The organism is Pseudomonas sp. 3A(2025) (assembly GCF_054589175.1).
The window spans coordinates 72,743-99,508 of sequence record NZ_BAAILM010000017.1; the positions used below are offsets into that span (position 1 = coordinate 72,743).

Annotated in this window: 23 protein-coding genes; 12 read left to right on the forward strand and 11 right to left on the reverse strand. The window is 60.3% G+C overall.

What is annotated here, in order from left to right:
* A partial coding sequence (gene yjiA / locus ACYP2A_RS06195) for a GTPase (RefSeq protein WP_459743706.1) occupies positions 1–935 on the forward strand: 935 nt, incomplete at its 5' end.
* 58 nt (positions 936–993) lie between these two features.
* Here yjiA and ACYP2A_RS06200 read toward each other — a convergent pair.
* The 5 genes from ACYP2A_RS06200 to ACYP2A_RS06220 form a co-directional block, all read right to left on the reverse strand.
* Positions 994–1,281 carry a hypothetical protein gene (locus ACYP2A_RS06200; protein WP_459743708.1) on the reverse strand — a complete coding sequence of 96 codons (288 nt, stop codon included), beginning with the start codon at positions 1,279–1,281 and terminating at the stop codon, positions 994–996.
* Between the two features lie 305 nt (positions 1,282–1,586).
* Entirely contained in the window at positions 1,587–2,957 is a 1,371-nt protein-coding gene (locus ACYP2A_RS06205) for a PAAR domain-containing protein (protein ID WP_459743709.1), read from the reverse strand.
* A 167-nt stretch (positions 2,958–3,124) separates the two neighbouring features.
* Positions 3,125–4,378 carry a serine hydroxymethyltransferase gene (gene glyA / locus ACYP2A_RS06210; RefSeq protein ID WP_459743711.1) on the reverse strand — a complete coding sequence of 418 codons (1,254 nt, stop codon included), beginning with the start codon at positions 4,376–4,378 and terminating at the stop codon, positions 3,125–3,127.
* 196 nt (positions 4,379–4,574) lie between these two features.
* The gene (locus ACYP2A_RS06215; protein ID WP_459743844.1) at positions 4,575–8,294 is read right to left on the reverse strand and encodes a sensor domain-containing protein; all 3,720 of its coding nucleotides are present in this window, start codon (positions 8,292–8,294) and stop codon (positions 4,575–4,577) included.
* A gap of 227 nt (positions 8,295–8,521) precedes the next feature.
* On the reverse strand, positions 8,522–9,328 hold the full coding sequence (locus ACYP2A_RS06220; protein ID WP_459743712.1) for an AraC family transcriptional regulator: 807 nt from the start codon (positions 9,326–9,328) through the stop codon (positions 8,522–8,524).
* 122 nt (positions 9,329–9,450) lie between these two features.
* On the opposite strand from ACYP2A_RS06220, the gene ACYP2A_RS06225 reads away from it, so the two are divergent.
* From ACYP2A_RS06225 to gdhA, 3 genes are all read left to right on the forward strand, one after another.
* A complete protein-coding gene (locus ACYP2A_RS06225) occupies positions 9,451–10,404 on the forward strand; it encodes a DMT family transporter (protein ID WP_459743714.1) in 954 nt (317 codons plus the stop codon).
* Positions 10,405–10,656: 252 nt separating this feature from the next.
* On the forward strand, positions 10,657–12,321 hold the full coding sequence (gene ettA, locus ACYP2A_RS06230) for an energy-dependent translational throttle protein EttA (protein ID WP_056841932.1): 1,665 nt from the start codon (positions 10,657–10,659) through the stop codon (positions 12,319–12,321).
* 208 nt (positions 12,322–12,529) lie between these two features.
* On the forward strand, positions 12,530–13,870 hold the full coding sequence (gene gdhA, locus ACYP2A_RS06235) for an NADP-specific glutamate dehydrogenase (protein ID WP_459743716.1): 1,341 nt from the start codon (positions 12,530–12,532) through the stop codon (positions 13,868–13,870).
* A 10-nt stretch (positions 13,871–13,880) separates the two neighbouring features.
* On the opposite strand, the gene ACYP2A_RS06240 is transcribed toward gdhA, so the two are convergent.
* The 4 genes from ACYP2A_RS06240 to ACYP2A_RS06255 all read right to left on the reverse strand — a co-directional run bounded on the left by ACYP2A_RS06240 (position 13,881) and on the right by ACYP2A_RS06255 (position 17,321).
* Entirely contained in the window at positions 13,881–14,384 is a 504-nt protein-coding gene (locus tag ACYP2A_RS06240; protein ID WP_459743717.1) for a GreA/GreB family elongation factor, read from the reverse strand.
* A 78-nt stretch (positions 14,385–14,462) separates the two neighbouring features.
* Positions 14,463–14,813, reverse strand: coding sequence for a hypothetical protein (locus ACYP2A_RS06245; protein ID WP_459743719.1), 351 nt, complete (start codon positions 14,811–14,813; stop codon positions 14,463–14,465).
* A 96-nt stretch (positions 14,814–14,909) separates the two neighbouring features.
* Positions 14,910–16,772, reverse strand: coding sequence for an Lnb N-terminal periplasmic domain-containing protein (locus ACYP2A_RS06250; protein WP_459743721.1), 1,863 nt, complete (start codon positions 16,770–16,772; stop codon positions 14,910–14,912).
* A 60-nt stretch (positions 16,773–16,832) separates the two neighbouring features.
* A complete protein-coding gene (locus ACYP2A_RS06255) occupies positions 16,833–17,321 on the reverse strand; it encodes a DUF3015 domain-containing protein (RefSeq protein ID WP_459743723.1) in 489 nt (162 codons plus the stop codon).
* Positions 17,322–17,588: 267 nt separating this feature from the next.
* On the opposite strand from ACYP2A_RS06255, the gene ACYP2A_RS06260 reads away from it, so the two are divergent.
* The 4 genes from ACYP2A_RS06260 (at position 17,589) to ACYP2A_RS06275 (ending at position 21,807) form a co-directional block, all read left to right on the forward strand.
* Positions 17,589–20,024 (forward strand): Lon protease family protein, encoded by a 2,436-nt coding sequence (locus ACYP2A_RS06260; RefSeq protein ID WP_459743725.1) that lies wholly within the window; start codon positions 17,589–17,591, stop codon positions 20,022–20,024.
* A gap of 159 nt (positions 20,025–20,183) precedes the next feature.
* Positions 20,184–20,510 (forward strand): PA4575 family protein, encoded by a 327-nt coding sequence (locus tag ACYP2A_RS06265; RefSeq protein ID WP_459743727.1) that lies wholly within the window; start codon positions 20,184–20,186, stop codon positions 20,508–20,510.
* 110 nt (positions 20,511–20,620) lie between these two features.
* Positions 20,621–21,109 (forward strand): TIGR00645 family protein, encoded by a 489-nt coding sequence (locus ACYP2A_RS06270; protein ID WP_459743729.1) that lies wholly within the window; start codon positions 20,621–20,623, stop codon positions 21,107–21,109.
* An 80-nt stretch (positions 21,110–21,189) separates the two neighbouring features.
* On the forward strand, positions 21,190–21,807 hold the full coding sequence (locus tag ACYP2A_RS06275; protein WP_459743731.1) for an FKBP-type peptidyl-prolyl cis-trans isomerase: 618 nt from the start codon (positions 21,190–21,192) through the stop codon (positions 21,805–21,807).
* Positions 21,808–21,831: 24 nt separating this feature from the next.
* Here ACYP2A_RS06275 and ACYP2A_RS06280 read toward each other — a convergent pair whose 3' ends face one another.
* Together ACYP2A_RS06280 and ACYP2A_RS06285 are read right to left on the reverse strand one after the other, a co-directional pair.
* A complete protein-coding gene (locus ACYP2A_RS06280; RefSeq protein ID WP_459743732.1) occupies positions 21,832–22,077 on the reverse strand; it encodes a PA4570 family protein in 246 nt (81 codons plus the stop codon).
* Positions 22,078–22,243: 166 nt separating this feature from the next.
* Positions 22,244–23,212 carry a polyprenyl synthetase family protein gene (locus ACYP2A_RS06285; protein ID WP_459743734.1) on the reverse strand — a complete coding sequence of 323 codons (969 nt, stop codon included), beginning with the start codon at positions 23,210–23,212 and terminating at the stop codon, positions 22,244–22,246.
* A gap of 238 nt (positions 23,213–23,450) precedes the next feature.
* Here ACYP2A_RS06285 and rplU point away from each other — a divergent pair, with 238 nt between their 5' ends.
* The 4 genes from rplU (at position 23,451) to proB (ending at position 26,721) form a co-directional block, all read left to right on the forward strand.
* Positions 23,451–23,765, forward strand: a complete 315-nt coding sequence (rplU, locus tag ACYP2A_RS06290; RefSeq protein WP_459743736.1) for a 50S ribosomal protein L21 — start codon at positions 23,451–23,453, stop codon at positions 23,763–23,765.
* A 32-nt stretch (positions 23,766–23,797) separates the two neighbouring features.
* Positions 23,798–24,073, forward strand: a complete 276-nt coding sequence (gene rpmA / locus ACYP2A_RS06295; RefSeq protein ID WP_056841945.1) for a 50S ribosomal protein L27 — start codon at positions 23,798–23,800, stop codon at positions 24,071–24,073.
* Positions 24,074–24,277: 204 nt separating this feature from the next.
* The gene (gene cgtA, locus ACYP2A_RS06300; protein ID WP_459743738.1) at positions 24,278–25,498 is read left to right on the forward strand and encodes an Obg family GTPase CgtA; all 1,221 of its coding nucleotides are present in this window, start codon (positions 24,278–24,280) and stop codon (positions 25,496–25,498) included.
* Positions 25,499–25,602: 104 nt separating this feature from the next.
* Positions 25,603–26,721: a glutamate 5-kinase gene (gene proB, locus ACYP2A_RS06305; RefSeq protein ID WP_459743845.1), complete on the forward strand. Its 1,119-nt coding sequence runs from the start codon at positions 25,603–25,605 to the stop codon at positions 26,719–26,721.
* Positions 26,722–26,766: the final 45 nt, after the last annotated feature.

The following is a 26,766-nucleotide window of genomic DNA, read 5'->3' on the forward strand; positions in this document are numbered from 1 at the left end:
TGGGCGCCGGCAAGACCACCTTGCTGCGCCATCTGCTCAAGGCCGAACATGGCCTGAAAATCGCGGTGATCGAAAACGAATTCAGCGATGCCGGCATCGACAGCCAGTTGCTCGGCGACGAGCCGGTGCAGGTCATGACCCTGTCCAACGGCTGCGTGTGCTGCACCATCCACACCGACCTGACCAAAGCGCTGTACCTGTTGCTGGAGCGTCGCGACAGCGGCGAGATCGCCTTCGACCGTCTGGTGATCGAATGCACCGGCCTGGCGGACCCTGCTCCGGTGGCGCAAACCTTCTTCATCGACGAAGAGCTACGCGAGCGCTACATCCTCGACGGCATCATCACCCTGGTCGATGCCGCCCATGCCGATGTACACCTGACCCAGACCATCGCCCAGGCGCAGATCGGTTTTGCCGACCGGCTGCTGGTCAGCAAGCGCGACCTTGTTGACGACGCAGCTTTTGAAGCCCTCAGCGCACGCCTGACGCGCATCAACCGTCGCGCGCCGATCCGCCTCGTCGACCACGGCCGCATCGACCTTGCCGAGCTGCTCGACGTGCGCGGCTTTAACCTCAATGCCGACCTGGGCGGCGGCATGACCCTGCGCCCGGTGGCCCCCACCGGTAATAGCGGCGACCGCATCTCCAGCCTGGTGCTGCGCACCGACCAGCCGCTGGATATCGACAACCTCAGCACGTTCATGAACGAACTGCTCGAAGAACACGGCAAGCAACTGCTGCGTTACAAAGGCGTGCTCAGCATCAAGGGCGAACCGCGTCGCCTGGTGTTTCAGGGCGTGCTCAAGTTGTACGGCTTCGACTGGGACACCGAATGGGCCGAGGGTGAGCTGCGCGAGAGCGTGATCGTGTTCATTGCCGATGAACTGCCGGAAGAGAAGATCCGGGCGGGGTTTGCGGCGATGGCGGGGGTGTAACGGTTTTAATCCTGACCCCCGCAAGGCAAGCGGGGTCAGGTATGTGCGAGCCTGGCAATTAGCGTTCTTTGCACGCGTCCAGTTCTTCCTGAGTGTTCAGCTTGGTTTCGATGCCCAGGCGGTATTTGCAGTAATCCTGAACTGTCTTCAATTCAATCTCACTGAGTTCCGCCAAGGACCTGCTGTCCCTGTCGCTGGTATAGATGTTTTCAAACCTGAGTTGCAGGGTCGGGTGTTTTTTTATAAATACCATATATCGAGGGTCTTCAATGTCCAGGGAAATGTAGTAGCCAATATAAAGATGAGTGATTGTCATCAGGGTGAAAATGGATAGAGTTTTCTTCATGGTTGATATTGGCCTGGACAGTTTTTACTCGCTTCGGCAAGCGCGGAATTCTTTCTCGGTTTTTAGTTGGGTTTCTATGCCCAGTCGGTATCTGCAGTAGTCGATCATGTGTTGTCTTTGTGTATCGGTCAAATCATGCAGGCTTGTTTCAAAATTTGGGTGAAATATTCGATGAAATATGATTTTTGATGTGGGCTCTTTCTTGATGAATATCACAGGGTATGAGCCAATTTCTTCGTGGTGCTCATAGTAGCCAACAAAGGGCAGTGTTACCAAAACTGTGATTATCAACGCAGTTGTTTTTTTCATGGTGTGGGCGGTGCCAGTAATTGGGTTTTGATTCGTATCATATGGGCGAGCTCCATGCCGATATGGCCCGGGCAGATCTTTCCCTCACCTTCCTGAAAAGGAAATTCTTTATGGCCGCCAAAATAGGTGAGTGTGAAGACCGCTTTTAGCGCAGTAAGAAGCGCAAGCGTCGCATCTATTTGCGGAGCGGGTATCTGGTTGGTTGTGCCAATACCTATGGAGTCCAGTGCCTTGCGTCCAAAGGCCACGACACCTCCGCCTTCTTCGATTGTAGTGAGGTTATTGAGTAGTACGATACCAATTACATGTGTGTTGAAGAGCGAAACGCTTGAGCCTTTGAATCGAATATCCCGCCCTTCGTATATGTTTCCCGAGCAGTCAATCCCAAAGTGATAGCCGATGTCTGAAAATCCTTTCTGGTATTGAAGCCTCTGGGTTTCAAGCATCTGCTGCGCACCTGCGCCACACGAGTAACTTCTGCCTGCGTGATGTAGCGCGACCATGCTGTAATCCCAATCTTTTTCAGGGATTCCTTTAAATTTATGAGCGTCCCATTCTGATCGCTCCACAAACTCATGCCCCAATCCCCTGATCTTACGAATCAGCGCCTCACGCGTCGCCGCTCGGTCATTCACGGTAATCACTATTGGCTCCGCCGCTTGTCCCGCCCAAACTTCGTGTGCATTGGCCGTTGCCGTAAAGCGTGGATCACGTCCTGACAGTTCATCCAGCAGACGTGCCGGCGATTTGAATATCATATGCATTGCAATGATCGAATCCACCGACGGCGCCTCTATCTGCGCCATGCCGGCAGCATCGGTGGTGCCAGTGACCTGCTGTTCATCCACCACCGCAGTAAACGGGCGGTTGGCCAGCGGTTCGCCGGTTTCGCTGTCCGTCACCTTGAATACGCGGGCAAAAGTTCTGGCAGCATCAATCGGCACATCGTTGGGTTGCACCAATGCCCCGGCAGCCTGAGCACGTTGTTCCAGTTGCGGATCGGCAAGCAGGGCTTGCAGCTTCTGATCGTCGACATTGCCCAATTCATCGATAGCGCCAAGCCTGGCGAAATTGATCGCCATTCTGGGCGTCACGAAGTTGACCGGGCAGCCTTGAGTGTCCTGGCTGCCGGTAACAATCCCGCCACCATGGCTGGTCAGGCTGCCCATGTGCGCCATGGGACGGCCATCAACCAGAATATTGACGAAGCCACTGACGATCACCGCACCACAGGCGGACCTGTCGCCGATGCGGGCCACGGGCAGGCCGTTGACATAGACGGTGGGGGAGGCGGACACCAGCGGGGTAATGCCATGCAGCGGAATCGGGCAGGCGTGCAGGTCGGTCAGGCGCGAGACGGGAATCATGGTCAACCTCGTGAATGCGGGGTGTGCATCCTGACGCGGGTTGCCATGAGCTTTATGTAGGGCGTTTCTGCGTGTTATGTCCGATATGGCTTCGCAGCCTGTCCAATAAGGCCGCAAAGAAAAAGCCCGGCGCAGAGGCCGGGCTTTTCAGGGTGTTGCCAGCGCTATCAGGCGCCGTAAACCGGCAGGCGGGCGCAGATGGCCTTGACCTTTTCACGAACGGCGTCGATCACCGCTTCGTTGTTCAGATCGGCGAGGATGTCGCAGATCCAGCCGGCCAGCTCTTTGCAGTCGGTTTCGTTGAAACCACGGGTGGTGACGGCCGGGGTGCCGAAACGCAGGCCCGAGGTGACGAACGGCGAACGCGGGTCGTTAGGCACCGAGTTCTTGTTGACGGTGATGTAGGCGCGGCCCAGGGCTGCGTCTGCGTCTTTACCGGAGATGTCCTGCTTGATCAGCGAGAGCAGGAACAGGTGGTTCTCGGTACCGCCGGAGACCACGTCGAAGCCGCGCTCGATGAACACGCCGGCCATGGCCTTGGCGTTTTTCACCACTTGTTGCTGGTAAGCCTTGAACTCAGGCTGCAGCGCTTCCTTGAAGCACACGGCCTTGGCGGCGATGACGTGCTCCAGCGGGCCACCCTGTGCACCCGGGAAAACGGCCGAGTTGAGCTTTTTCTCGATGTCGGCGTTTGCCTTGGCCAGGATCAGGCCGCCACGTGGACCGCGCAGGGTCTTGTGGGTCGTGGTGGTGACCACGTCGGCGAATGGCACCGGGTTCGGGTAGACGCCCGCAGCGACCAGACCGGCTACGTGAGCCATGTCGACGAACAGGTAGGCACCGACCTTGTCAGCGATTTCGCGGAAGCGCGGGAAGTCCAGCACTTGCGAGTAGGCCGAGAAACCGGCAACGATCATTTTTGGCTTGTGCTCGACCGCCAGGCGCTCGACTTCGTCGTAGTCGATCAGGCCGTTGCCGTCGATGCCGTACTGGATGGCGTTGTACAGCTTGCCCGAGGACGAAACGCTGGCGCCGTGGGTCAAGTGACCGCCGTGGGCCAGGCTCATGCCCAGGATGGTGTCGCCGGCTTGCAGCAGCGCCAGGTAGACCGCCGCGTTGGCTTGCGAGCCTGCGTGCGGCTGAACGTTGGCGTAGTCGGCACCGAACAGCTCTTTGGCGCGGTCGATGGCCAGTTGCTCAACGACGTCGACGTATTCGCAGCCACCGTAGTAGCGCTTGCCCGGATAGCCTTCGGCGTACTTGTTGGTCAGGGCCGAACCCTGAGCTTCCATGACGGCGGGGCTGGTGTAGTTCTCCGAAGCGATCAACTCGATGTGCTCTTCCTGACGCACGGCTTCTTGCTCCATGGCTTGGAAGAGATCGGGGTCGAACTTGGCGATAGTCAAATCACGGCTGAACATGGCTGTCCTCGGGAGGTCGGAGCGGAAAAGGGAGGCATTCTACCCCATCGGCTTTTATCTGGCATATGAAAGGCAATCATCTGCTGGATAAGCGGCTTTCATTCGTAGGACCGGCTTTAGCCGGGAAGCAGACACCACCAATTCGTGTTGGTGCCTTCGCGGCTAAAGCCGCTCCTACGACGACCGTGCGTAGCGGTCAATCGAGCATGAACAGGGCATCATTGCTGAACTGGGCTTCGAAGTGGCTGGCCGACATCGGGCGGCCGAACAGGTAGCCCTGGACTTCGTCGCAGCCGTGTTCGCGCAGGAATTCGAGTTGTTCGTGGGTTTCGACGCCTTCGGCGATCACCGCCAGGTTCAGGCTGTGGGCCATGGCGATGATTGCACGGGCGATTTGCGCGTCCTGTTCTCCCGACGGCAGGCCGTCGACGAAGGTGCGGTCGATTTTCAGTACGTCGATCGGGAACTGCTTGAGGTAGTTCAGCGATGAGTAACCGGTGCCGAAGTCGTCGACGGCGATGCTCAGGCCCAGGTTTTTCAGGCCGTCGAGAATCTGCATGGCTTCGCTGACTTCGCGCATCAGGATACTTTCGGTCAGTTCCAGTTCCAGGCATGCCGGTGGCAGGCCGGTCTGACGCAGGATTTCGGCGATGCGCTCGCCCAACTGGCCGTCGGAGAATTGCCGCGCCGAGATATTCACCGAGACTTTGGGCACCCGCACCTTGTTCTGGTGCCAGGTCTTGAGCTGGCGGCAGGCTTCGGCCAGCACCCAGTCGCCGACTTCGACCACCAGGCCCAGTTCTTCAAGCACCGGAATAAAATCGTTGGGCGGTACCAGCCCGCGGCGAGGGTGACGCCAGCGCAGCAGCGCTTCGGCGCCGGTCAGGCGCTTGCCGTCGCCGCTGAACTGCGGCTGGTAGAACAGCACGAATTCCTGCTGCTCCAGCGCGTGGCGCAGGTCGCTTTCCAGTTCCAGGCGCTCCAGCGCCGTGGCGTTCATGTCGGCCTGATAAAACTGGAAGTTGTTCTTGCCGCGCTCCTTGGCGTGGTACATCGCGGTGTCGGCGTTTTTCATCAACTGACTCAGCTCGTTGCCGTCTTGTGGGCTGAGGGCGATGCCGATACTGGCGGTGACGAAGAACTCGCGGCCTTCGAGCACGAACGGTGTCACCAGGCTGGTCAGAATTTGCTCGGCGACATGAATAGCGCGGTTCAGTGCGGTTTCACGGGTGATGCTGGGCTCCAGCAGCAGGGTGAATTCGTCGCCGCCCATGCGTGCCACGGTGTCATCGTCGGTGACGCAGGCCAGCAGGCGGCTGGCCATTTCCTTGAGCATCCGGTCGCCAGCGGCGTGGCCCAGCGAGTCGTTGATCGGCTTGAAGCGGTCCAGATCGAGGAACATCAGCACCACCCAGGCCTGCTGGCGCTCGGCGTGTTGCAAGGCCGAATGCAGACGGTCCTGGAACAAGGTGCGGTTGGGCAGGTGGGTCAACGCATCGTAATAGGCCAGGCGATGAATATGCTGTTCGCTGGCCTTGCGTTCGCTGATATCGCTGAAGAAGCACACATAGCTGGCCAAGTCGCCTTCATCGTCGAACACCGCCGTGATGCCGACCCACGCCGGGTATTGCTCACCGTTGCGGCGTTTGAGCAGCACTTCACCTTCCCAACTGCCGCGCTGGTTGAGCTGCGTCAGAATGTGGTGCAGGTGTTTTTCCTGTTCGTACTCGACGGTGAGCAGGGTAGGCAACTGGTCGAGCACTTGCGCCACTTCATAGCCGCTGACCCGGGTGAACGCCTCGTTGGCCTGAACGATGTAGCCGGCCGGGTCGGTGATCAGAATGGCCGAGGTCGAGTGTTCGAACACCGTGGCGGCCATGCGCAGGTCTTTCTCGGCGCGGCGCTGTTGGCTGACATCGCGGCCTACGCCCAGAATGCCCTCGAAGCTGCCGTGCTCGTCCCAGACCAGCACCAGACGCAACTCGATGGGAATCTTGCGCCCGTCGGCGCGCAGGCTGTCGAACAGAAACAGATGGGTCGGCGCTTCATTACGCAGCTTGTCCAGCTCGGCGGGCTTGTTCAGCACTTTGCGAATACGCGCGATCAAGGCGTGAATCGGCATGAGTTGTTGCGGGTTGGCGATGGCTGCGCTCCAGCCATTGTGCAGAATCCACTCGGCGTCGTAGCCCAGCACGCTTTGCACCGAAGGGCTGACGTAATTGAGATCCAGCTGGTTATCGGTGGAGAAAATCACATCGCTGATGCTTTCGGCGAGCATTCGATAACGTTGCTCGCTGTCGCGCAGCGACTGGCTGGCGGCAACCTGTTCGGTAATGTCCTTGGCGATGCCGATGATCCGCGTGACCAGACTTTCCTTGTCCCAGGCCATGGCTTGCTCGCGAATATCGAAGCAGCGCCAGTTCTGTTGCTGGTCGCGAAAGCGCAGCACGCATTGCAGCAGCTCGTTATGGCCATGGTGGCGCTGGCGCAGGCGCATGTCCCGGTAGTCACGGGCGTCGTCCGGGTGCAGGAGGATTTCCCAGAAAAACTCGCCCATCGCGTGCAGCTCGGCCTTGCTGTAGCCCAGCGTCTGGCCCAGATGATGGTTGCTGTAGATCATCCGCTGGCTGAGCACGTCTTGCACATAGAGGTGATCGGGAACGGTGCGCACGACATCCGACCAGAAGCTCTCGCGGTCCAGCAGCGACAGTTCGATCTGTTTGCGGCTGGTGATGTCGCCGATGCTGAGGATCACTGCGTCGAAGTCGGCCTGTGCCTGGGGCAGGCGCATCACCAGCCACAGATGCTGGTCCTGGCCATTGTCCTGGGTCAGACGGATTTCCAGCTCAAGGCGTTGTTGTCCGTTGAGAACCGCTTCGATGATCTGCAGGCCGATCCCGATGCGGCTGCGCTGGCAGCCTTCGATCAATTGCTGCCAGGCCTGTTGGTTGTTATCGATGGCCAGCAGGTCCAGCGCGACCTGATTGACTTCGGTAATGACCAGTTGCTGCAGCAGGCGCCCGCGCTGGCCGGGCTGATGGTCGAGCAGCTTGTGCAGGTCATTGGCGGTCTTGATGTGCAGGTTGTCGAGCAGCGCCGGCAGCCCGGACATATCCAGTACGCAAAGGGCCACGCCGGTGCCTTCGAAAATGCCCTGATAGCGGCGCCGGCTTTCGAGCAATTGCCCTTGGCGGCGGCGCAGGCTGATCAGGGCCATCAACGGCAGGATCGAGAACAGCAGGGCGAACACGCACTTGATGATCAGCGGCACCAGCAAGGTCTGGCGCTCGCGGTAGGCGTCGAACAGGCCGCGCAGTTGCCAGTCACTGTTGCTGATCGGTTGCAGCAGCACGGTTTCGGCGCTGCCGGTGGCTTTATGGTTGTCGCGGGCCAGGGTCTGCTGACCTTCGCGGCTTTCGAGGCGCCACAGGTGGATAAAATCGTGGTCGTACTGCTGGGTCAGCCCCTTGAATACCTCGGTGCCCAGGCGCAAAACCCAGTAGTCGCCGCTGAACCCGCCGGCCTGGCGCAGCAGCAGATAGACCCGGGTGCCGTCCTCGGCGTGGCTGTAATAGAAGGGCAGCCCTTGTGCCTGAGCCAGTTGAGCCTTGAGAAACGCAGCGTCATGGGTGCCGCCGGCACTGTCCTTGATCACCTCGCCGGTCGGGTTGAGCCAGACCACGCTTTGCAGGGCAGGCAGTGCCTGGCGCAGCGGGGCCAGGGTCGATGGCTGGTCAAGGGACTGGCCGATGGACTTGGCCTCGTCCAGCAGGCTGGTGCTGACTTGCGCACTCAGGGCCATGTTCAGGCTCAGGCGGTCGGCAAGCTGGGTGCTGTAGTCGAGGCTGCGTTGACGCTGGCGGTCCTGGGTCTGCTGAAACTGCTCGAACGATTGCCACAGCAGCAAGGTGAGCATCAACAGTACCAACGCGGCCAGCACACCTTTCAATGAGCTGCGCAAAGGCACAGCACCGGTGCTGTTGGCGATACGCTGCGATGAGAGAGAGTTAGGTGTGGGCAAGTCGTTGTTCCTGACTACTGGACTGAAGCAGCGAATGCGCTAATGCATCAACTATAGGCCGGGCGCCCAAAGGGCGGCTAGCATGCCTTGAGTCTAGGCGAAGTGCCAGCGTTTGTTGGGCTTTACGCCCGCGCCATGGACGCGGGCCTTGCCTTGCGATACTCGTCCGGGGTGACGCCCATCAACTTGCGAAACATGCCGATAAATGCCGATGAGCTGCTATAGCCCAGATCCAGTGCGATAGCCTCGACGGTCATCGACGTTTCCAGGCGCTCCAGGGCACGGACTACGGTCAGCCGTTGCTTCCATTGCGCCAGCGACATGCCCAGATCACGCTGGCAGCGGCGCAGCAGGGTGCGTTCGGTGGTGTTGGCCATCTTCGCCAGTTCCAGCAGTGAGTTCGAGTCGCCGGGATTACGCTCAAGCCACAGCAAGACCGGTGCCAGAACCGGGTCGTCGGAGCCGGGCAAATAGCTGCCCGCTTGTGAGGTCTGCTTGAGCTTGTCGAGCAGCACCTGCAACAACCGCTCGTCCTCGGCGCTTTGCGGCACGCCGGGCGGTGCGGCGTGCAGGTCGTCGAGCAGAGCGCGGATCAACGGGGTGATGGTCAGCACACAGGCCTGTTGCGGCAAGTCTGCGCACAGGGGCCGGGCGATGTACAGCGAGGCATGGCAGGCTTCGTAGCGATTGCGCCCTACGTGTTCGGTTTCGGGCGGCAGCCACACACCATAGTGCGGCGGCGCCAGCAAATGCTGGTCGCGCATCTTGATGTCCATCACGCCGCTGTATGAATAGACGAACTCGCCCCAGGGATGACTGTGCACCGGATAGGTGCTCGAAGCCGGCACCCAGGCGCTGCGAAAATAAATCGGCGCAGGAATCGCTTCGGTAAAGGGCGGCAACTGCAGGTGTCGGGCTGTTTCAGCCATGGGCAGGTTTTCCGTCAGGTAGACGCAGAGTGGCGATTATGCGCTATGGCTTGTCGGTTTGGCGCTATGTACTTCTGATCCGTCGCACCCACACTGCCGGTACTAACTGATGAGTACCGATCATGAACACACGCTTACCCGTCGATGCCCGCGCCGCCGCGCTGATGTGCGGCATTTGCGCCTTGTGGGGCTTGCAGCAGGTGGCGGTCAAGGTGGCGGCAACTGACATGGCGCCGCTCATGCAGTTGTCGATCCGCTCGGGGCTGGCGGCGATTCTGGTCTGGGCGCTGATGCTCTGGCGCGGCGAAGGACGTACCTTTGATCGTGCGACGTTGATACCCGGCATTGTCGTCGGACTGCTGTTTGCCCTGGAGTTTCTGTTCGTGGGCGAGGGCCTGCGCTATACCAGTGCTTCGCGGATGGTGATCTTCCTTTATTGTGCGCCGATCTTTACCGCCATCGGCCTGCACCTGTTCGTGCCGGGCGAGCGTTTGAGCCCGGTGCAGTGGGGCGGGATTCTGCTCGCGTTCGTCGGGGTGGTTTTTGCGTTCTATGGACCGGCCGACAACCTGGCCAACAGTCCGGCAGCGGCCGCCGATCAGCGCCTGGGCGATGCCTTTGGCTTGCTGGGCGCCATTGCCTGGGCGGCGACCACTGTCACGGTACGCGCTACACGTCTGGCGGCGGCACCGGCCAGCCAGACGCTGCTGTATCAACTGCTGGGCGCATTCGGTTTGCTGCTGGCGGTGGCCTGGCTCAGCGGCCAGACCAGCTTCACCCTGTCGCGTACGGCTTTGGTGAGCCTGGCGTTCCAGACATTTCTGGTGGCTTTCATGAGTTTTTTGGTGTGGTTCTGGCTGCTGCGCCATTACCTGGCGTCGCGCCTTGGCGTGTTGTCGTTCCTGACCCCGCTGTTTGGGGTGGTGTTCGGCGTGTGGCTGCTCGATGAGGTGCTGGAGCCAGCCTTTATAACCGGCGCGTTACTGGTCATGGCCGGCATCGTCGTGGTCAGCGGCCACGATCTGCTCAGGCAGCGCTCGGTGCAGCCGTCCCCCTGCCAGCCACCGTCGAGTTAGGTTAAGCTTGCCGACCCTGAGCGCGGCGCGTCTGCGCTCGATGTCGATTTCAATGCAGCCTGCTTCTGGCACGGCTTTCCATTTGTGTCTTCAAGGCACTTCTAAAAACGTAGGCGAGGCAGTCAGCGCAAGGCAAAAACAGGCGAGGAAGCGGAGTTTACGTGTTGTAAATGAGCATTCTGAGCCTGTTTTTAACGCAGCGATGGCAACGCAGGTAGTTTTTAGGGGTGCCCTTCAAGCGAGGTCAACGTTTTGGCTCAATATGTCTACACCATGCATCGGCTGAGCAAAGTTGTGCCGCCGAAGCGGGAAATTCTCAAGAACATCTCTCTGTCGTTCTTCCCCGGCGCCAAGATCGGCGTGCTGGGCCTGAACGGTTCGGGTAAATCCACCCTGCTGAAAATCATGGCCGGCGTCGACAAAGAGTTCGACGGTGAAGCGCGTCCGATGCCTGAGCTGAACGTCGGTTACCTGCCGCAAGAGCCGCAACTGGACCCTGAGAAAACCGTTCGCGAAGTGGTCGAAGAGGCCGTCAGCGTCATCAAGGACGCCCAGGCGCGCCTCGATGAGGTGTATGCCGCCTACGCTGACCCCGATGCCGACTTCGACAAGCTGGCCGCCGAACAGGCCAAGCTTGAAGCCATTCTGCAAGCCAGCGATGGCCACAACCTTGAGCGCCAGCTTGAAGTCGCCGCCGATGCCCTGCGCCTGCCGGCCTGGGATGCCAAGGTTGCCGTGCTGTCCGGTGGTGAAAAACGCCGCGTAGCGCTGTGCCGCCTGCTGCTGTCGGCCCCGGACATGCTGCTGCTCGACGAACCGACCAACCACCTGGACGCCGATTCGGTCGCCTGGCTGGAGCAGTTCCTGCACGGCTTCCCCGGCACCGTGGTTGCGATCACGCACGACCGTTACTTCCTCGACAACGTCGCCGGCTGGATCCTGGAACTCGACCGCGGCGCCGGTATTCCGTACGAAGGCAACTATTCGGGCTGGCTGGAAGCCAAATCCGATCGTCTGGCCCAGGAATCCAAGCAGCAGTCGGCCCATGAAAAGGCCATGAAAGAAGAGCTGGAGTGGGTGCGCAAAGGCGCCAAGGCGCGTCAGTCCAAGTCCAAGGCTCGCTTGCAACGCTTCGAAGAAATGCAGTCGCAGGAATTCCAGAAGCGCAGCGAAACCAACGAGATCTACATTCCGGCCGGTCCGCGCCTGGGTGACAAGGTCATCGAATTCAAGAACGTCAGCAAAGGCTATGGCGATCGCGTGCTGATCGACAACCTGTCGTTCGCCATGCCAAAAGGCGCCATCGTCGGCGTAATTGGCGGTAACGGTGCTGGTAAATCGACGCTGTTCCGCATGCTGATGGGCAAGGAACAGCCGGATTCGGGCAGCATCGAAATCGGTGAAACCGTGCAACTGGCGTGTGTCGATCAGGCGCGTGACGACCTGGATGGCAGCAAGACCGTGTTCCAGCAGATTTCCGACGGCTCCGACCAGATCCGCATCGGCAACTACGAGATCCCGTCGCGCACCTACGTTGGCCGCTTCAACTTCAAGGGTGGCGACCAGCAGAAGTTCGTCAAGGACCTGTCTGGCGGTGAGCGTGGTCGCTTGCACCTGGCGCTGACCCTGAAAGAGGGCGGCAACGTCCTGCTGCTCGACGAACCGTCCAACGACCTCGACGTCGAGACCCTGCGTTCGCTGGAAGAAGCCCTGCTGGACTTCCCTGGCGCCGCCATTGTGATCTCCCACGATCGGTGGTTCCTGGACCGTGTGGCCACTCACATCCTGGCGTACGAAGACGATTCGCAAGCGGTGTTCTTCGAAGGTAACTACACCGAATACGAAGCTGACCGTAAAAAACGCCTGGGCGATGCTGCTGCACAGCCGCACCGTGTACGGCATAAGAAACTGGCGTAATACGCCGGTTTAGGTGCGCAAAAATGGGGCTTTTATAGCCCCATTTTTGTGCCTTGAATTCGGTTATTTATGGGTTTAACGCACATTAATTTATAGAATTGCACCATTTAATTTCATTAAAACGACATTTTGCCCTTTTTAAGTGCGTTATCCCTTGGTAGAGTCCGGAAAAAATTCCTGCAAGCCTCCACTCTCCGAGACGTTCCCCATGACTGAATCCGTCGATAATTTCCTCGCCCGCCTCAAGCTTCGTGACCCGGCGCAGCCTGAATTTCATCAGGCCGTGGAAGAAGTATTGCGCAGCCTCTGGCCATTTCTGGAAGCCAACCCGCATTACCTGCAGGCCGGTATTCTGGAGCGCATGGTCGAACCGGAGCGGGCGGTGTTGTTTCGCGTGTCGTGGGTCGACGATCAGGGCAAGGTCCAGGTCAACCGCGGCTACCGGATTCAGATGAGCAGCGCCATCGGCCCATATAAGGGCGGTCTGCGCTTTCATCCATCGGTAAACCTCAGCGTGCTCAAGTTCCTGGCCTTCGAGCAGGTGCTGAAAAACTCTTTGACCTCGTTGCCCATGGGCGGCGGCAAAGGCGGCTCGGACTTCGACCCCAAGGGCAAGAGCGACGCTGAAGTCATGCGTTTCTGCCAGGCATTCATGAGTGAACTGTACCGCCACATCGGTGCCGACCTCGACGTGCCGGCCGGTGATATTGGCGTCGGCGGTCGTGAGATCGGCTTCATGTTCGGCCAGTACAAGCGCCTGGCCAACCAGTTCACCTCGGTGTTGACCGGCAAGGGCATTACCTACGGCGGCAGCCTGATTCGCCCGGAAGCCACCGGCTATGGCTGTGTGTATTTCGCTGAAGAGATGCTCAAGCGCCAGGACAAGGCCATCGATGGCCGTCGCGTGGCGATTTCCGGTTCCGGCAACGTGGCTCAGTATGCAGCGCGCAAGGTCATGGACCTGGGTGGCAAGGTGATTTCGCTGTCCGACTCCGAGGGCACGCTGTACATCGAAGCCGGCCTGAACGATGCGCAGTGGGAGGCGTTGCTGGAACTGAAAAACGTCAAGCGCGGACGTCTCAGCGAACTGGCTGCACCGTTCGGCCTGGAGTTCCGCAAGGGCCAGACGCCGTGGAGCCTGGCCTGCGACATCGCCCTGCCATGCGCGACGCAAAACGAACTCAATGCCGAGGATGCCCGTACGTTGTTGCGCAACGGCTGCATCTGCGTGGCCGAAGGCGCCAACATGCCGACCACGCTGGAGGCTGTGGATATCTTTATCGAAGCCGGCACTCTGTTTGCGCCGGGCAAGGCTTCCAATGCCGGCGGCGTGGCGGTCAGCGGCCTGGAAATGTCGCAGAACGCCATGCGCCTGCACTGGACCGCAGGCGAGGTGGACAGCAAACTGCACGGCATCATGCAGTCGATCCACCATGCCTGCGTGCACTACGGCACCGAAGCCGATGGCCGCGTCAATTACGTGAAGGGCGCCAACATCGCAGGCTTCGTCAAAGTTGCCGATGCAATGCTGGCACAAGGCGTGGTGTGATCCGTTGCAATCACTGGCTGGTATCAGCCTCGATCTGCAGCACTTCGATCAACTGATCACCGGCCGGGCGTTTCCATAGCACTTCGTCGCCTGGCTGGGCGCCGAGGAGGGCGCGGCCCAGTGGCGAGCCCCAGTTGATCAGGCCGTGGCTGGCGTCGGCCTGGTCTTCACCGACCAGTTGCACACGCTGGCGCCGGTCCTGCTCGTCGGCGTAGGTCACGGTACTGCCGATCTGCACCTTGTCGGTGGACGACACCGCCATCACCACTTTGGCACTTTGCAGGCGCTGGGTGAAATAGCGCAGGTCTCGCTCCAGGTCGGCCTGGCGCTGTTTATCGGTGTCGTCGCCCAGCTCCGATTGCTGGCGGTGCTGCTCCTGCAATTGGTTGACCTTGCTGTGCAGCAGGGCCAGGCCCTGGGCCGTCACGTAATTGGGCTGTTCGCTGACCTGCCGTTCGACCGGCTGGCTGGCTTGGGATGCAGTGTTGTCTTCGTTAACAAAAGCACGACTCATGATGTCCTCCCGGCTAGATAAGCGTTAGGCACTCGCAGGCCGTGGAAGTTGAGGTGCTGTCAGACGCACGGTCGCCATTCAGTCAGACATGAAGGCTTTGGCCTTGCTGCGGGTTTTCTCTCGTTCCCAGTCACGGTCGCGATCATTGCTCCAACTGTTGGTGTCGCGGTCACGGCTTTGCTGCATGGCCTGACATTGACGAAACCCGTCGTCCCAGCCCTTGGCGTACAGCGGTTCTTTCAAGTCGCGCGGCACGTCCTTGCGGTACACGCCGCCAATGGAGCCGGCCGCCTGTCGGCCACTGCCGCAACCATCCTGAAAGCCGTCGGCAAACGCCGGTGGATAGCCCTCGGCGACCAATTGCTCGTGGGTCGACTGGCAACCTGCAAGCACAACGATCAAGCCCAACAACGCGACACGCATGTTCATGACCGGATTCCTCGATTACTCAGGAAAGTCTAGATCACCCTGTGTCCGGGAGTGGTCAACGGTTTGTCGCTTATTTGTCAGGCTCGGTTGTCAGGCTCAGTAGTGATACCACTTCGCTTGCAGCATGACTTCGTTCTGCGCGCCACCCAGATGGCTGAAATCACGTTGAGCGCTCAGGCGCAGGCCCAGGTTGCGCGACACTTCCCATTGCTGGTTGAGGCTGATGCTGCGGCGCACTTCGCCATTGGTGAAGTAATCGCCCTTGGTTTCCAGGCTCAAGTTGCCCAGCGGGTTGCGCCACAGCAGGCCGGTGTCGAAACCGGCGGCAGGGGCGACGAAGGCAGCGAAATCGTTGTTGTGTTCAACGCGCACGGTGCCGAGGGCAAAGCCCAGCAGGTTGTCGTGCAATTGCCAGGTGCCGCCAGCGCCGCCGTTGACGTGGCTGACCAGATTCTGGTCGCCATGCTTGCCCGGCACCCGCTCAAGGCCGCCGGCCACTTGCCAGGACCATGGCTTGAGCAGTTCGGTGCGCGGCGTCATCGAGCGGATGGTTGCCAGGTCCAGACGCTGCACTTGCCACTGGTTGCCTTCGTACTGGCGCAGCTTGAGTTGCAGGATCTCGATCTGCGCGCCCAGCGGAAAGCCATAGGCGTTGTCGTTGAGGTCGTGGTAGGCCATGCGCAGGCCATATTCGGCGAACGCCTTGTCGTCGCGGCTGCCGACGCCCAGTTGCCAGGTGCGCGATTCATGGCCTTCTTCGGGCAGGCCCGGTTGTTCGATCTGCAAGGCCGGTGGCGGGTTGCGGTTGATGGCTTGCAATAATGCAAAGCTGCGCTGCGCCGCCTGGCTGTCGCGAGCCTGGCCGTTGGCGCGGTAGCGTTCCAGGCGGTAGGCGGCGTCCTGAATCAGGGCGCGGCGTTCAGGCGGCAAGGCCTGATAAGCCGGTGCTTGCAATTGCGCGGTGTCGGCGCTGATCGCCAGTACCCACTGTTGTTCGTCGGCGTCCAGCGGCTCGGCGCGGCTGAGCAGTTCACGCTCGCGCGAGGGGCGGTATTCGGTCTTTTCCACCAGGCCTGCTGCCTTGATGGCCTTGACGGTGTCGGTGGGGATTGCGGTCAACTCGAACTGGTCGGTCAGCTTCAGACCGGGCCGGGCGATTTCCAGCAGTTCGAGCAAGCGATAGGAGCAGTTTTCGTCGAAAAAGAAGTAGCTGAAGCGCACCTGCTTCAATTCCCAGACGTGCTCGACCATGCGCTCGGTTTCAGCGGTGCTCAGGTTCAGCCGGTATTCCCACAGGTCACGGTTTTCCAGGCTGCGGTATTCAGAGAGCTTTTCCTGATACGGGACCATGGAAAACAGCCCCGGATAACCACCGGCCAGACCTTTCCAGGCATACAGAATGCTGTTGTCCATGCCCTCGATATAGGCACCGAAGTTGATCGCGTAGCTGAGCAGCGTGGTGTTGCTGGTTTTGGCACTGGCCGGATCGATGCGCAGCAAGGTATGGCCGAACATCGACGACGGGCTATTGAGGTAGGCGGCCGGGAAGATCAGCACAGTGCTGTCGGGGGCTACGTCCTTGAACCAGGCCTTGAATTCGCTGCAATCCACCACTGGCAGGTCGCGCAGATTTAACTGATCGCGCAGCCAGCGCGTGCGCGCCGGGTAGACACATTGAGCGTGTTCTTGCGGGTTGGCGACCGGGGCCTGAATGGCCGCCAGGGTCGCGCTCAGTTCGGCGCGCGGGTCGTGGGCGCCGTCTTTGGCGAGAAAGAATTTCGGGTCGTCGACATAGCTGCGCCAGCCACTCAGACGGGTTTTCTCGTAGTGGCCCAGCGAGATCCAGAACGGGTCGTCGGCCAGTTGCTGCAAGCGTGCGGCGTGGGGTTCAGAAGTCGCAGCGGCCGCGCACAGCGGGGCACAGGCCAACAGCGTCAGGCAGGCGAGACGTTTGAGCATGGGCAGGCAACTGTTCGAAAAGAGAAGACCCGCCCCTTGTTACAGAGGCGGGGACACGCGTCAAGCCTGGGTCGCGTACTTGGCCAGGGTTGGGTCGTTTTTCAGCACATCGAGGGTTTTGGCGTGAACGTCTTCAGCGGTGGCGTCGGCCTTGGTGAAGATCTTCGAGAAGTTGTCATGGGTGACGGCTGCAAAGCGGTCACGGTCCTGTGGTGCTACACCGAGGATCACGGCATAGGTGGTCAGCGCTTCGCCCTGACCCATGGCCATGTCCTTGGACAGCTCGTCCATCATGCCATTCATGGCCAGCCACGATTTACCGCCGTAAGTCAGCGCACTGTTGGTCGAGCAACCGTTGGTGCCGCTGGTCATGCCGAAGGTGGCGTTACCGGAGGTGCCGTTGGTGGTAGAAGCCAGGAAGTGTGCCGGAGTGCCGCGCTGGCCTTCGAACAGCATGTTGCCCCAACCGCAGTCCGGACCGCCTGGCGCCTGGGCCATGGCATTGACGGAAACAGCGGCAAAGAGCGTTCCAAGAAGAATCCGTTTCATAGCTTTATTCTCTTTATGTGCGACCTGAGTGGGCCGGGAGTTGTGCGTCATGCATCACTGCAAAGGGCCATGAACGCCACTGTGCGAAATTTTGAGTATGGGTTGTGTGCGAGGGTTCCGTGATTTGTTGCGGTTTGTTGCGCTTTGTCGGGGACAGATGAGAGGTTGTCGCAGATTGCGATGCGCAGGCGCGCTTGGTGCCTTGCAAGTGGTGTCCAGCGAGCGCCAGAATGCTGCTATCTGCCCCGCGTGATGTAAGGAACACTGATGCCCGATTCTGTAGCTGCCAGTCTGCGTCTGGCGCCACAAGCGCTGACCCGTCCATTTACCGCTGAACAGTTCGCTTTCCAGACCACCAATGATCTGGAGCCCTTTCGCGGAGTCCTCGGCCAGGAGCGTGCCGTTGAGGCCTTGCAGTTCGGTGTGGCGATGCCACGTCCCGGTTACAACGTGTATGTCATGGGTGAGCCCGGCACCGGCCGGTTCTCGTTCGTCAAACGCTACCTCAAGGCTGAGGCCAAGCGCCTGCAGACCCCGTCGGACTGGGTCTATGTCGAAAACTTCGAAGAACAACGCGAGCCCCGTGCGCTGGAGCTGCCGTCCGGCACGGCGATGGCGTTCATCGCCGACATCGGTGGCCTGATCGATAACCTGCTGGCGACCTTTCCGGCGGTATTCGAACACCCGTCCTACCAACAAAAGAAAAGCGCCATCGACCGTGCCTTCAACCAGCGTTACGACCGCGCGCTGGACGTGATCGAGCGCCTGTCGCTGGAAAAAGACATTGCCCTGTACCGCGACAGCTCCAATATCGCCTTTACGCCGATGGTGGACGGCAAGGCACTGGACGAGGCGGAGTTCGCGCAGTTGCCCGAGGCTGATCGCGAGCGCTTTCATGAGGATATTTCCGGCCTGGAAGAGCGCCTGAACGAAGAGCTGTCGAGCCTGCCGCAGTGGAAGCGCGAGTCCAACAATCAACTGCGCCAGCTCAACGAAGAAACCATCACCCTGGCCTTGCAACCGTTGCTGGCGCCGTTGTCGGAACAATACGCCGAGAACGCCGCCGTGTGCGCGTACCTGCAGGCCATGCAGGTCAACCTGCTCAAGACCGTGGTCGAGCAACTGGTCGACGACAGCAAGACCGATGCTCAGGCGCGCAAGCTGCTGGAAGACCAGTACAGCCCAAGCCTGGTGGTGGGTCATACCCATGGCGGCGGCGCGCCAGTGGTGTTCGAGTCGCACCCGACCTACGACAATCTGTTCGGGCGCATCGAATACAGCACCGATCAGGGGGCGCTGTACACCAGCTACCGGCAGTTACGCCCAGGCGCCTTGCACCGCGCCAATGGCGGCTTTCTGGTGCTGGAAGCAGAGAAACTGTTCGGCGAACCGTTTGTCTGGGATGCGCTCAAGCGCACCCTGCAATCGCGCAAGCTGAAAATGGAGTCGCCACTGGGCGAACTGGGCCGAGTGGCAACCGTGACCCTGACACCACAGGTGATTCCGTGGAACGTCAAGGTGATCATCATTGGCTCGCGTCAGCTGTATTACACCTTGCAGGACGTCGATCCGGACTTTCAGGAGATGTTCCGGGTGCTGGTCGACTTCGACGAAGAAATCCCGATGGTCGACGAAACCCTGGAGCAGTTCGCGCAGTTACTCAAGACCCGCACTTTCGAAGAGGGCATGGCACCGCTGACCGCCGACGCGGTGGCACGCCTGGCGACCTACAGCGCGCGGCTGGCCGAGCATCAGGGGCGCTTGTCGGCGCGTATCGGCGACCTGTTTCAGCTGGTCAGCGAGGCCGACTTCATTCGCCAGCTGGCCAATGAAGAACTCACCGATGCCGGGCACATCGAGCGGGCGCTCAAGGCCAAGGCCACGCGCACCGGACGGGTTTCGGCGCGGATTCTCGACGACATGCTTGCCGGCATCATCCTGATCGACACCGATGGCGCGGCAGTGGGTAAGTGCAACGGCCTGACCGTGCTGGAAGTCGGCGACTCGGCCTTCGGTGTGCCAGCGCGTATTTCGGCGACGGTTTATCCGGGCGGCAGCGGCATTGTCGACATCGAGCGTGAGGTCAACCTTGGCCAGCCGATTCACTCCAAGGGCGTGATGATCCTCACCGGTTACCTGGGCAGCCGCTATGCGCAGGAGTTTCCGCTGGCGATTTCGGCGAGCATCGCGCTGGAGCAATCCTACGGCTATGTCGACGGCGACAGTGCGTCGCTGGGCGAGGTCTGCACCTTGATCTCGGCCTTGTCGCGCACGCCGCTGAAACAGTGCTTTGCGATCACAGGCTCGATCAACCAGTTTGGCGAAGTGCAGGCAGTGGGCGGGGTCAACGAGAAGATCGAAGGCTTCTTCCGGCTATGCGAGGCGCGGGGCCTGACAGGCGAGCAGGGCGCGATCATCCCACGCTCCAACGTCGCCACCCTGATGCTCGACGAGCGTGTGTTGCAGGCCGTAAGGGACGGTCAGTTCCACATCTATGCCGTCAGCCAGGCCGACGAGGCGCTAAGCCTGCTGGTGGGCGAACCTGCCGGTGAGCCGAACGAGGAGGGTGAGTTTCCTGAGGGCAGCGTCAACGCCCGTGTCGTTGAACGGCTGCGTGACATTGCGCAGATGCTCAGCGATGAAGACCTCAAGGAAGAACTGGAAAAAGAGCCGGCGCAACTGGCTCCGGAGCTCAAGCCCTAGAAGCCTGTAGGGGCGGATAATGCCGCAGGGGTCACATTCTGCGGCATCCGTTCGTCTTGCCCCCGGATACGTTGGGGTTTCTCCTCTATGATAAATGATCAATGCAGTGCCACATGGACTGGCGCCCGACTGCACAGTATCCACAAGGAGGAACCCGCCATGTCACGAAGCCTTTGCCTGACCCGCCACTGCCTGGGGCTGGTGACGCGGATCGAATGCATCATTCGGCCCTTGGGTGACAGTGGGCTATGGACGTTATTGTTCGCCGCCGGCATGTCGGGCGAGCAGCCATCGGCGATCAAGGCCCAGGGCCCGTTCCAGGGCGCCCGCGCTGCCGAGTCGGTGCTGGAGGCGATTGCCGACAGCCTGAGCCTGAATGGCTATCAGTCCAGCGACGACCTGCCGATCTGGAGCCTGCACCTGCAAGGCGAACTGCGACGCCTCAACCTGCAACTGACCGACTGCCAGCGGTCATCACCGTTTTAGTACGGCGACCCCGGAATCGCCCATCGTGCGCGGCATTTTGTCGCGTCTTCAGAGCGGTCATGCCGCGCTGATATACTCGCCCGCCCATTTCCAATCACATGCGAGTCCCGATGGAACGTTTCTTTGAAAATGCCATGTATGCATCGCGCTGGCTGCTGGCACCGATTTATTTCGGCTTGTCCCTTGGATTGCTGGCGTTGGGGCTGAAATTCTTTCAGGAAGTCTTCCACGTCCTGCCCAATATCTTTTCGCTGGCCGAAGCCGACCTGATCCTGGTGCTGCTGTCGCTGATCGACATGGCGCTGGTCGGCGGCCTGCTGGTCATGGTGATGATTTCCGGCTACGAGAACTTCGTCTCGCAACTGGACATCGACGAAGACAAGGAAAAGCTCAACTGGCTCGGCACCATGGACTCTTCGTCGCTGAAGATGAAAGTGGCGGCCTCCATCGTGGCGATTTCCTCGATTCACCTGCTGCGGGTGTTCATGGACGCGCGTAACACGCCGACCGAATACCTGATGTGGTACGTGATCATCCACATGACGTTCGTGATCTCGGCGTTCGTGATGGGCTATCTGGATCGTCTGACCAAGCACTGACAGGCCTTTGTGTTACGGCCAGCCCGCCCGATTATGCTAGGCTGGCCGCCCTTTTATAGACCCCCTTGCGGAGCAGCGTTATGTCCGAAGTCAATCTGTCCACCGACGAAACCCGCGTCAGCTATGGCATCGGCCGCCAACTGGGCGACCAACTGCGCGACAACCCGCCACCGGGCGTTGATCTGCAGGCCATCCTCACCGGTCTTACCGATGCCTTCAATGGCCAGCCAAGCCGCGTCAGCCAGGAAGACCTGTCGGCCAGCTTCAAGGTCATTCGTGAAGTGATGCAGGCGCAAGCTGCCGCCAAGGCCGAGCAAGCCGCTGCTGCCGGCGTGACCTTCCTGGCTGAAAACGCCAAGCGCGAAGGCATCACTACCCTGGCTTCGGGTCTGCAATTTGAGGTGCTGACCGCAGGCGACGGCGCCAAGCCAACCCGCGAAGATCAAGTACGCACTCACTACCACGGCACCCTGATCGACGGCACCGTGTTCGACAGCTCTTACGATCGTGGCGAGCCTGCCGAGTTTCCGGTGGGCGGCGTGATTGCCGGCTGGACCGAAGCCCTGCAACTGATGAATGCCGGCAGCAAATGGCGCCTGTACGTGCCAAGCGAGCTGGCTTACGGCGCTCAAGGCGTTGGCAGCATCCCGCCGCACAGCGTTCTGGTATTCGACGTCGAGCTGCTCGACGTTCTGTAAGCCGTATCGGTGTTTGCTAGGCGCTCAAGCGCCTAGCTCACCCATCGGGCGCAACGCTCGCGCATAGCAAAACAGAAACAGATTGCGCACCAGCTCCTTGAGCACCACCGGCTCGCTGGAACTGAGGCTGTTGACGTCAAGGTCACCCTGATCGCGCAATTCCTCCAGTGCCTCCTCCTCAAGTACCGCACAGACCTCACCCGTTTCGCGATGAAGAATGCGCAGGTAGGGTTGTGGGCGATCCAGCCATGCATCGATCAAATAAGTCATGTTCATCTCCTGTTTCGATGTGATGAGAATAATTCTTATTACGATAATAGCAAGACTCTATTGAGATTAATTCGCATTTTCTGTCGGGCGGTTGGACAGTACTCAATAAATGCGCCCAACAAAAAGCCCGTCACGAGGACGGGCTTTTTGCGTGCGGGCTGCGGGATCAGTGCGTGCGGGCGACCGCAAATTCGCTCAGTTCCACCAGTGCATCACGGTACTCGCTCGGCGGCAGCGCATCGAGGCAGGCAATGGCGCGGGCGACATAATCGCGCGCCAACTGCGCGGTATAATCCAGCGCGCCGGCACTCTCGACGGCATCGCGGATGCTTTCCAGATCGTCCAGGCCGCCTTTCTGGATCGCCTGACGCACCAGGGCGGCCTGTTCGGCCGTGCCTTCGCGCATGGTGTAGATCAGCGGCAGGGTCGGTTTGCCTTCGGCCAGGTCGTCGCCGACGTTCTTGCCCAGGGTTTCGGCATCGCCGCGGTAGTCGAGCAGGTCGTCAACCAGTTGGAAGGCGACGCCCAGGTGATCACCGAACGTGCGCAGGGCTTCGGTCTGCTCGGGGCTGGCATTGCACAGCGCTGCGGCGCTATGGGTCGAGGCCTCGAAGAGCATGGCGGTCTTGCCGCGAATCACTTCCATGTAGATTTCTTCGGTGGTGCTGGCGTCGCGAATCTTCGACAGCTGCAGCACCTCGCCCTCGGCGATCACCCGGGTGGCCTTGGAAAGAATCTTCATGACCGGCATCGAGCCCAGTTCGACCATCATTTCGAACGAGCGCGAATAAAGGAAGTCACCGACCAGCACGCTTGGCGCGTTGCCCCACAGCGCGTTGGCTGTCGAGCGGCCGCGGCGCATGCCCGACATGTCGACGACGTCGTCGTGCAGCAGGGTGGCGGTGTGCAGGAACTCGATGGTGGCGGCCAGCAGGCGCAGGTCGTCATCCTGATGCCCCAGGGCCTTGCCGCTCAACAGCACCAGCAGCGGACGCAGGCGTTTGCCGCCGGCCGAGGTGATGTAATCGCCGATCTTGGAGACCAGCGGCACACGCGACGTGAGTTGCTGCTTGATGATCAGGTCAACGGCACTAAAGTCGTCCGCCACCGCGCGGTAGAAAGCTTGGGGTTGCATCAGCGACAGGTGCTCCAGATAGGTTGCGCCGCATGCTAGGTCGCGGGTCAGGGTGTGTCAAGGCGTGATGGGCGGGCACTTGCAAGGCTCTGGCAGCTTGCGTACAATCGCGCACCCTTACTTTCTTGGGCAGCACCTGCCTTACGCAATTGCATTAAGGTCTCCAGCCTGATGCAGCCATGCCAGCCGACACTCTACCTATAAAGAGCTGGGTGAGCAGGATTTTCGGAGAGATACCATGTCTTACGCAGTAATCGTTACGGGTGGCAAGCAGTACAAAGTCGCCCCGGGTGAATACCTGAAAGTTGAAAAACTGGAAGTCGCCACTGGCGAATCCATCACTTTTGACCGTGTGCTGCTGATCGGCAACGGCGACGAAGTCACCATCGGCGCTCCAGTCGTTGCTGGCGCTACCGTTGTCGCTGAAGTGGTTGCACAAGGTCGTCACGACAAGGTTCGTATCATCAAGTTCCGTCGTCGTAAGCACCACATGAAGCGCCAGGGCCACCGTCAGTGGTACACCGAGATCAAAATCACCGGTATTCAGGCGTAATTCAGCCTAATCCTCATTTGGAGAATTGACTCATGGCACACAAAAAAGCCGGCGGTAGTACTCGCAACGGTCGCGACTCAGAAAGTAAACGTCTTGGCGTTAAAATCTACGGCGGCCAGGCAATCATCCCAGGCAACATCATCATTCGTCAGCGCGGCACCGAGTTCCACGCTGGCTACGGTGTTGGCATGGGCAAAGACCACACCCTGTTCGCGAAAGTGGAAGGCGTGGTCAAGTTTGAAGTGAAGGGCGCTTTCAATCGCCGTTACGTAAGCATCATTCCGAAGGCTGAAGCCGCGGCAGTGTAATTACGTGTTGCATGAAAAGCCCTGTCTTGCGACGGGGCTTTTTCGTTTTCGGTGGTGGTGAGTCTCTTGCAAAGCTGTCTGTGCGAGCTGTTGTGATACGGGCCCTGGGCCCTCTGGTTTTTGATCGGTGTCGCAGCGCTCATCTTTGCAAGAGGCTTATGAATTCATGTGGTTTTGCTCGTCCTTGTGACGGGAGCAAGTGTTATGAAATTTGTTGATGAAGTATCGATTCGAGTAAAGGCCGGTGACGGCGGCAACGGTTGCATGAGCTTCCGTCGTGAAAAGTTCATCGAAAACGGCGGCCCTAACGGCGGCGACGGTGGCGATGGCGGTTCGGTGTACATGGTCGCCGACGAAAACCTCAATACCCTGGTCGACTACCGCTACACCCGTCACTTCGATGCGCAGCGCGGTTCCAACGGCGGCAGCACCGACTGCACCGGCGCCAAGGGTGAAGACATGATCCTGCGCGTGCCGGTCGGCACCACGGTGATCGATGCCGGTACCCAGGAAATCATCGGTGACCTGACCAAGGCCGGTCAGCGCCTGATGGTTGCACAAGGCGGCTGGCACGGCCTGGGCAACACCCGTTTCAAATCCAGTACCAACCGTGCGCCGCGCCAGACCACGCCAGGCAAGCCGGGCGACCAGCGTGACCTCAAGCTGGAACTGAAAGTGCTGGCCGACGTCGGTCTGCTGGGCCTGCCGAACGCTGGCAAGAGCACCTTCATTCGCTCGGTATCGGCCGCCAAGCCGAAAGTCGCCGACTACCCGTTCACCACCCTGGTGCCGAACCTGGGTGTGGTCAGCGTCGACCGCTGGAAAAGCTTTGTCATCGCCGACATTCCGGGGTTGATCGAAGGCGCGTCCGATGGCGCAGGCCTGGGCATTCGCTTCCTCAAGCACCTGGCGCGTACCCGCCTGTTGCTGCACCTCGTCGACATGGCGCCGATGGATGAGTCCAGTGCCGCCGATTCTGCCGAAGTGATCATCAACGAGCTGGTGCGCTTCAGCCCGGCGCTGGCTGAGCGTGACCGCTGGCTGGTGCTGAACAAGTGCGACCAGTTGCTTGAAGAAGAGCAGGAAGAGCGCAAGCGCGAAATCGTCGAGCAACTGGGCTGGACCGGCCCGGTCTACGTGATCTCGGCCATTGCCCACGAAGGCACCGAGCGCTTGTCGCGCGACATCATGCGTTATCTGGAAGATCGTGCCGATCGCCTGGAGCGTGACCCTGCGTACGCCGAAGAGCTGGCCGAGCTGGATCAGCGCATCGAAGACGAAGCGCGTGCCCAGTTGCAAGCGCTGGACGATCAGCGTGCTCTGCGTCGTAGCGGCGTGAAGAGCGTCGAAGATGTCAGTGACGACGATTGGGATGATGATCTGGACGATGAAGACGGTCCGGAAATCATTTACGTCCGCGACTGATCTCTTGCAGTAAACTAGCGCCGCTTTCGAGCGGCGTTTTTGTGCCTGCTTTATTCGTATTCAAGATTCGTATTCAAAAACTCTCTGGCTAAGGTTGGAAGATGATGCGCAGCAAAGTGACAGGTGCCCAGCGCTGGGTCGTGAAGATCGGCAGTGCCTTGCTGACCGCTGATGGCAAGGGCCTGGATCGTTCGGCGATGGGTGTGTGGGTCGAGCAGATGGTGGCGCTGCATAACGCGGGCGTCGAGCTGGTGCTGGTGTCCTCGGGCGCTGTGGCGGCGGGCATGAGCCGCCTGGGCTGGACGACCCGACCGAGCGCGATGCACGAGCTGCAGGCAGCGGCCGCCATCGGTCAGATGGGCCTGGTGCAGGCCTGGGAGTCGAGCTTTGCTGAGCATGGCCGGCACACCGCGCAGATTCTGCTGACCCATGACGACCTGTCCGATCGCAAGCGCTACCTGAATGCGCGCAGCACCTTGCGCGCGCTGGTCGAGCTGGGCGTGGTGCCGGTGATCAACGAAAACGACACCGTGGTCACCGACGAGATTCGTTTCGGCGACAACGATACCCTGGCTGCCCTGGTGGCCAACCTGGTCGAGGCCGACCTGCTGGTGATCCTCACCGATCGCGATGGCATGTTCAATGCCGACCCGCGCAACAACCCCGGTGCCCAGCTGATTTCCGAGGCGCGTGCCGATGACCCGGCGCTAGATGCCGTGGCGGGTGGCACCGGCGGCGCGCTGGGGCGTGGCGGTATGCAGACCAAGCTGCGGGCGGCGCGGCTGGCGGCACGTTCGGGCGCGCATACGGTGATTGTCGGCGGGCGCATCGAACAGGTGTTGTCGCGGCTCAAGGCAGGCGAGCTATTGGGCACGCTGCTGTTGCCAGAGCGTGAAATGCTCGCGGCGCGCAAGCAGTGGCTGGCCGGGCACTTGCAAACCCGTGGCACCCTGGTGCTCGACGAGGGTGCAGTGGCAGCGCTGGTCTCTGACAGCAAGAGCCTGCTGCCGGTGGGCGTCAAGCTGGTGCAAGGCAGTTTCCGCCGTGGCGAAATGGTCGTGTGCGTGGCGCCTGACGGTCGAGAGATCGCGCGCGGTCTGAGCAACTACAGTGCCATCGAAGCGCAGAAGATCATTGGCCAGTCCTCCGAGGCGATTGTCCGGGTGCTGGGCTACATGGCCGAACCTGAGCTGGTGCATCGCGACAATCTGATTCTGGTCTGAACAAGGTGGTGGTGAACATGCGGCATGTGCTCAAGAAGGCGGCGG

What these genes read in the sequence shown, in the direction of transcription:
- ACYP2A_RS06280 (WP_459743732.1), bottom strand. Translation starts at nt 22,077, where the DNA reads ATGACTTATTTGATCGATGCATGGCTGGATCGCCCACAACCCTACCTG.
- ACYP2A_RS06200 (WP_459743708.1), bottom strand. Translation starts at nt 1,281, where the DNA reads ATGAAGAAAACTCTATCCATTTTCACCCTGATGACAATCACTCATCTT.
- ACYP2A_RS06260 (WP_459743725.1), top strand. Translation starts at nt 17,589, where the DNA reads ATGCCCGATTCTGTAGCTGCCAGTCTGCGTCTGGCGCCACAAGCGCTG.
- ACYP2A_RS06265 (WP_459743727.1), top strand. Translation starts at nt 20,184, where the DNA reads ATGTCACGAAGCCTTTGCCTGACCCGCCACTGCCTGGGGCTGGTGACG.
- ACYP2A_RS06275 (WP_459743731.1), top strand. Translation starts at nt 21,190, where the DNA reads ATGTCCGAAGTCAATCTGTCCACCGACGAAACCCGCGTCAGCTATGGC.
- ACYP2A_RS06245 (WP_459743719.1), bottom strand. Translation starts at nt 14,813, where the DNA reads ATGAACATGCGTGTCGCGTTGTTGGGCTTGATCGTTGTGCTTGCAGGT.
- ACYP2A_RS06285 (WP_459743734.1), bottom strand. Translation starts at nt 23,212, where the DNA reads ATGCAACCCCAAGCTTTCTACCGCGCGGTGGCGGACGACTTTAGTGCC.
- ACYP2A_RS06270 (WP_459743729.1), top strand. Translation starts at nt 20,621, where the DNA reads ATGGAACGTTTCTTTGAAAATGCCATGTATGCATCGCGCTGGCTGCTG.
- ACYP2A_RS06205 (WP_459743709.1), bottom strand. Translation starts at nt 2,957, where the DNA reads ATGATTCCCGTCTCGCGCCTGACCGACCTGCACGCCTGCCCGATTCCG.
- cgtA (WP_459743738.1), top strand. Translation starts at nt 24,278, where the DNA reads ATGAAATTTGTTGATGAAGTATCGATTCGAGTAAAGGCCGGTGACGGC.
- rpmA (WP_056841945.1), top strand. Translation starts at nt 23,798, where the DNA reads ATGGCACACAAAAAAGCCGGCGGTAGTACTCGCAACGGTCGCGACTCA.
- ACYP2A_RS06255 (WP_459743723.1), bottom strand. Translation starts at nt 17,321, where the DNA reads ATGAAACGGATTCTTCTTGGAACGCTCTTTGCCGCTGTTTCCGTCAAT.
- rplU (WP_459743736.1), top strand. Translation starts at nt 23,451, where the DNA reads ATGTCTTACGCAGTAATCGTTACGGGTGGCAAGCAGTACAAAGTCGCC.
- ACYP2A_RS06215 (WP_459743844.1), bottom strand. Translation starts at nt 8,294, where the DNA reads ATGCTCACCTTGCTGCTGTGGCAATCGTTCGAGCAGTTTCAGCAGACC.
- gdhA (WP_459743716.1), top strand. Translation starts at nt 12,530, where the DNA reads ATGACTGAATCCGTCGATAATTTCCTCGCCCGCCTCAAGCTTCGTGAC.
- glyA (WP_459743711.1), bottom strand. Translation starts at nt 4,378, where the DNA reads ATGTTCAGCCGTGATTTGACTATCGCCAAGTTCGACCCCGATCTCTTC.
- ACYP2A_RS06225 (WP_459743714.1), top strand. Translation starts at nt 9,451, where the DNA reads ATGAACACACGCTTACCCGTCGATGCCCGCGCCGCCGCGCTGATGTGC.
- ACYP2A_RS06240 (WP_459743717.1), bottom strand. Translation starts at nt 14,384, where the DNA reads ATGAGTCGTGCTTTTGTTAACGAAGACAACACTGCATCCCAAGCCAGC.
- ACYP2A_RS06220 (WP_459743712.1), bottom strand. Translation starts at nt 9,328, where the DNA reads ATGGCTGAAACAGCCCGACACCTGCAGTTGCCGCCCTTTACCGAAGCG.
- proB (WP_459743845.1), top strand. Translation starts at nt 25,603, where the DNA reads ATGCGCAGCAAAGTGACAGGTGCCCAGCGCTGGGTCGTGAAGATCGGC.
- ACYP2A_RS06250 (WP_459743721.1), bottom strand. Translation starts at nt 16,772, where the DNA reads ATGCTCAAACGTCTCGCCTGCCTGACGCTGTTGGCCTGTGCCCCGCTG.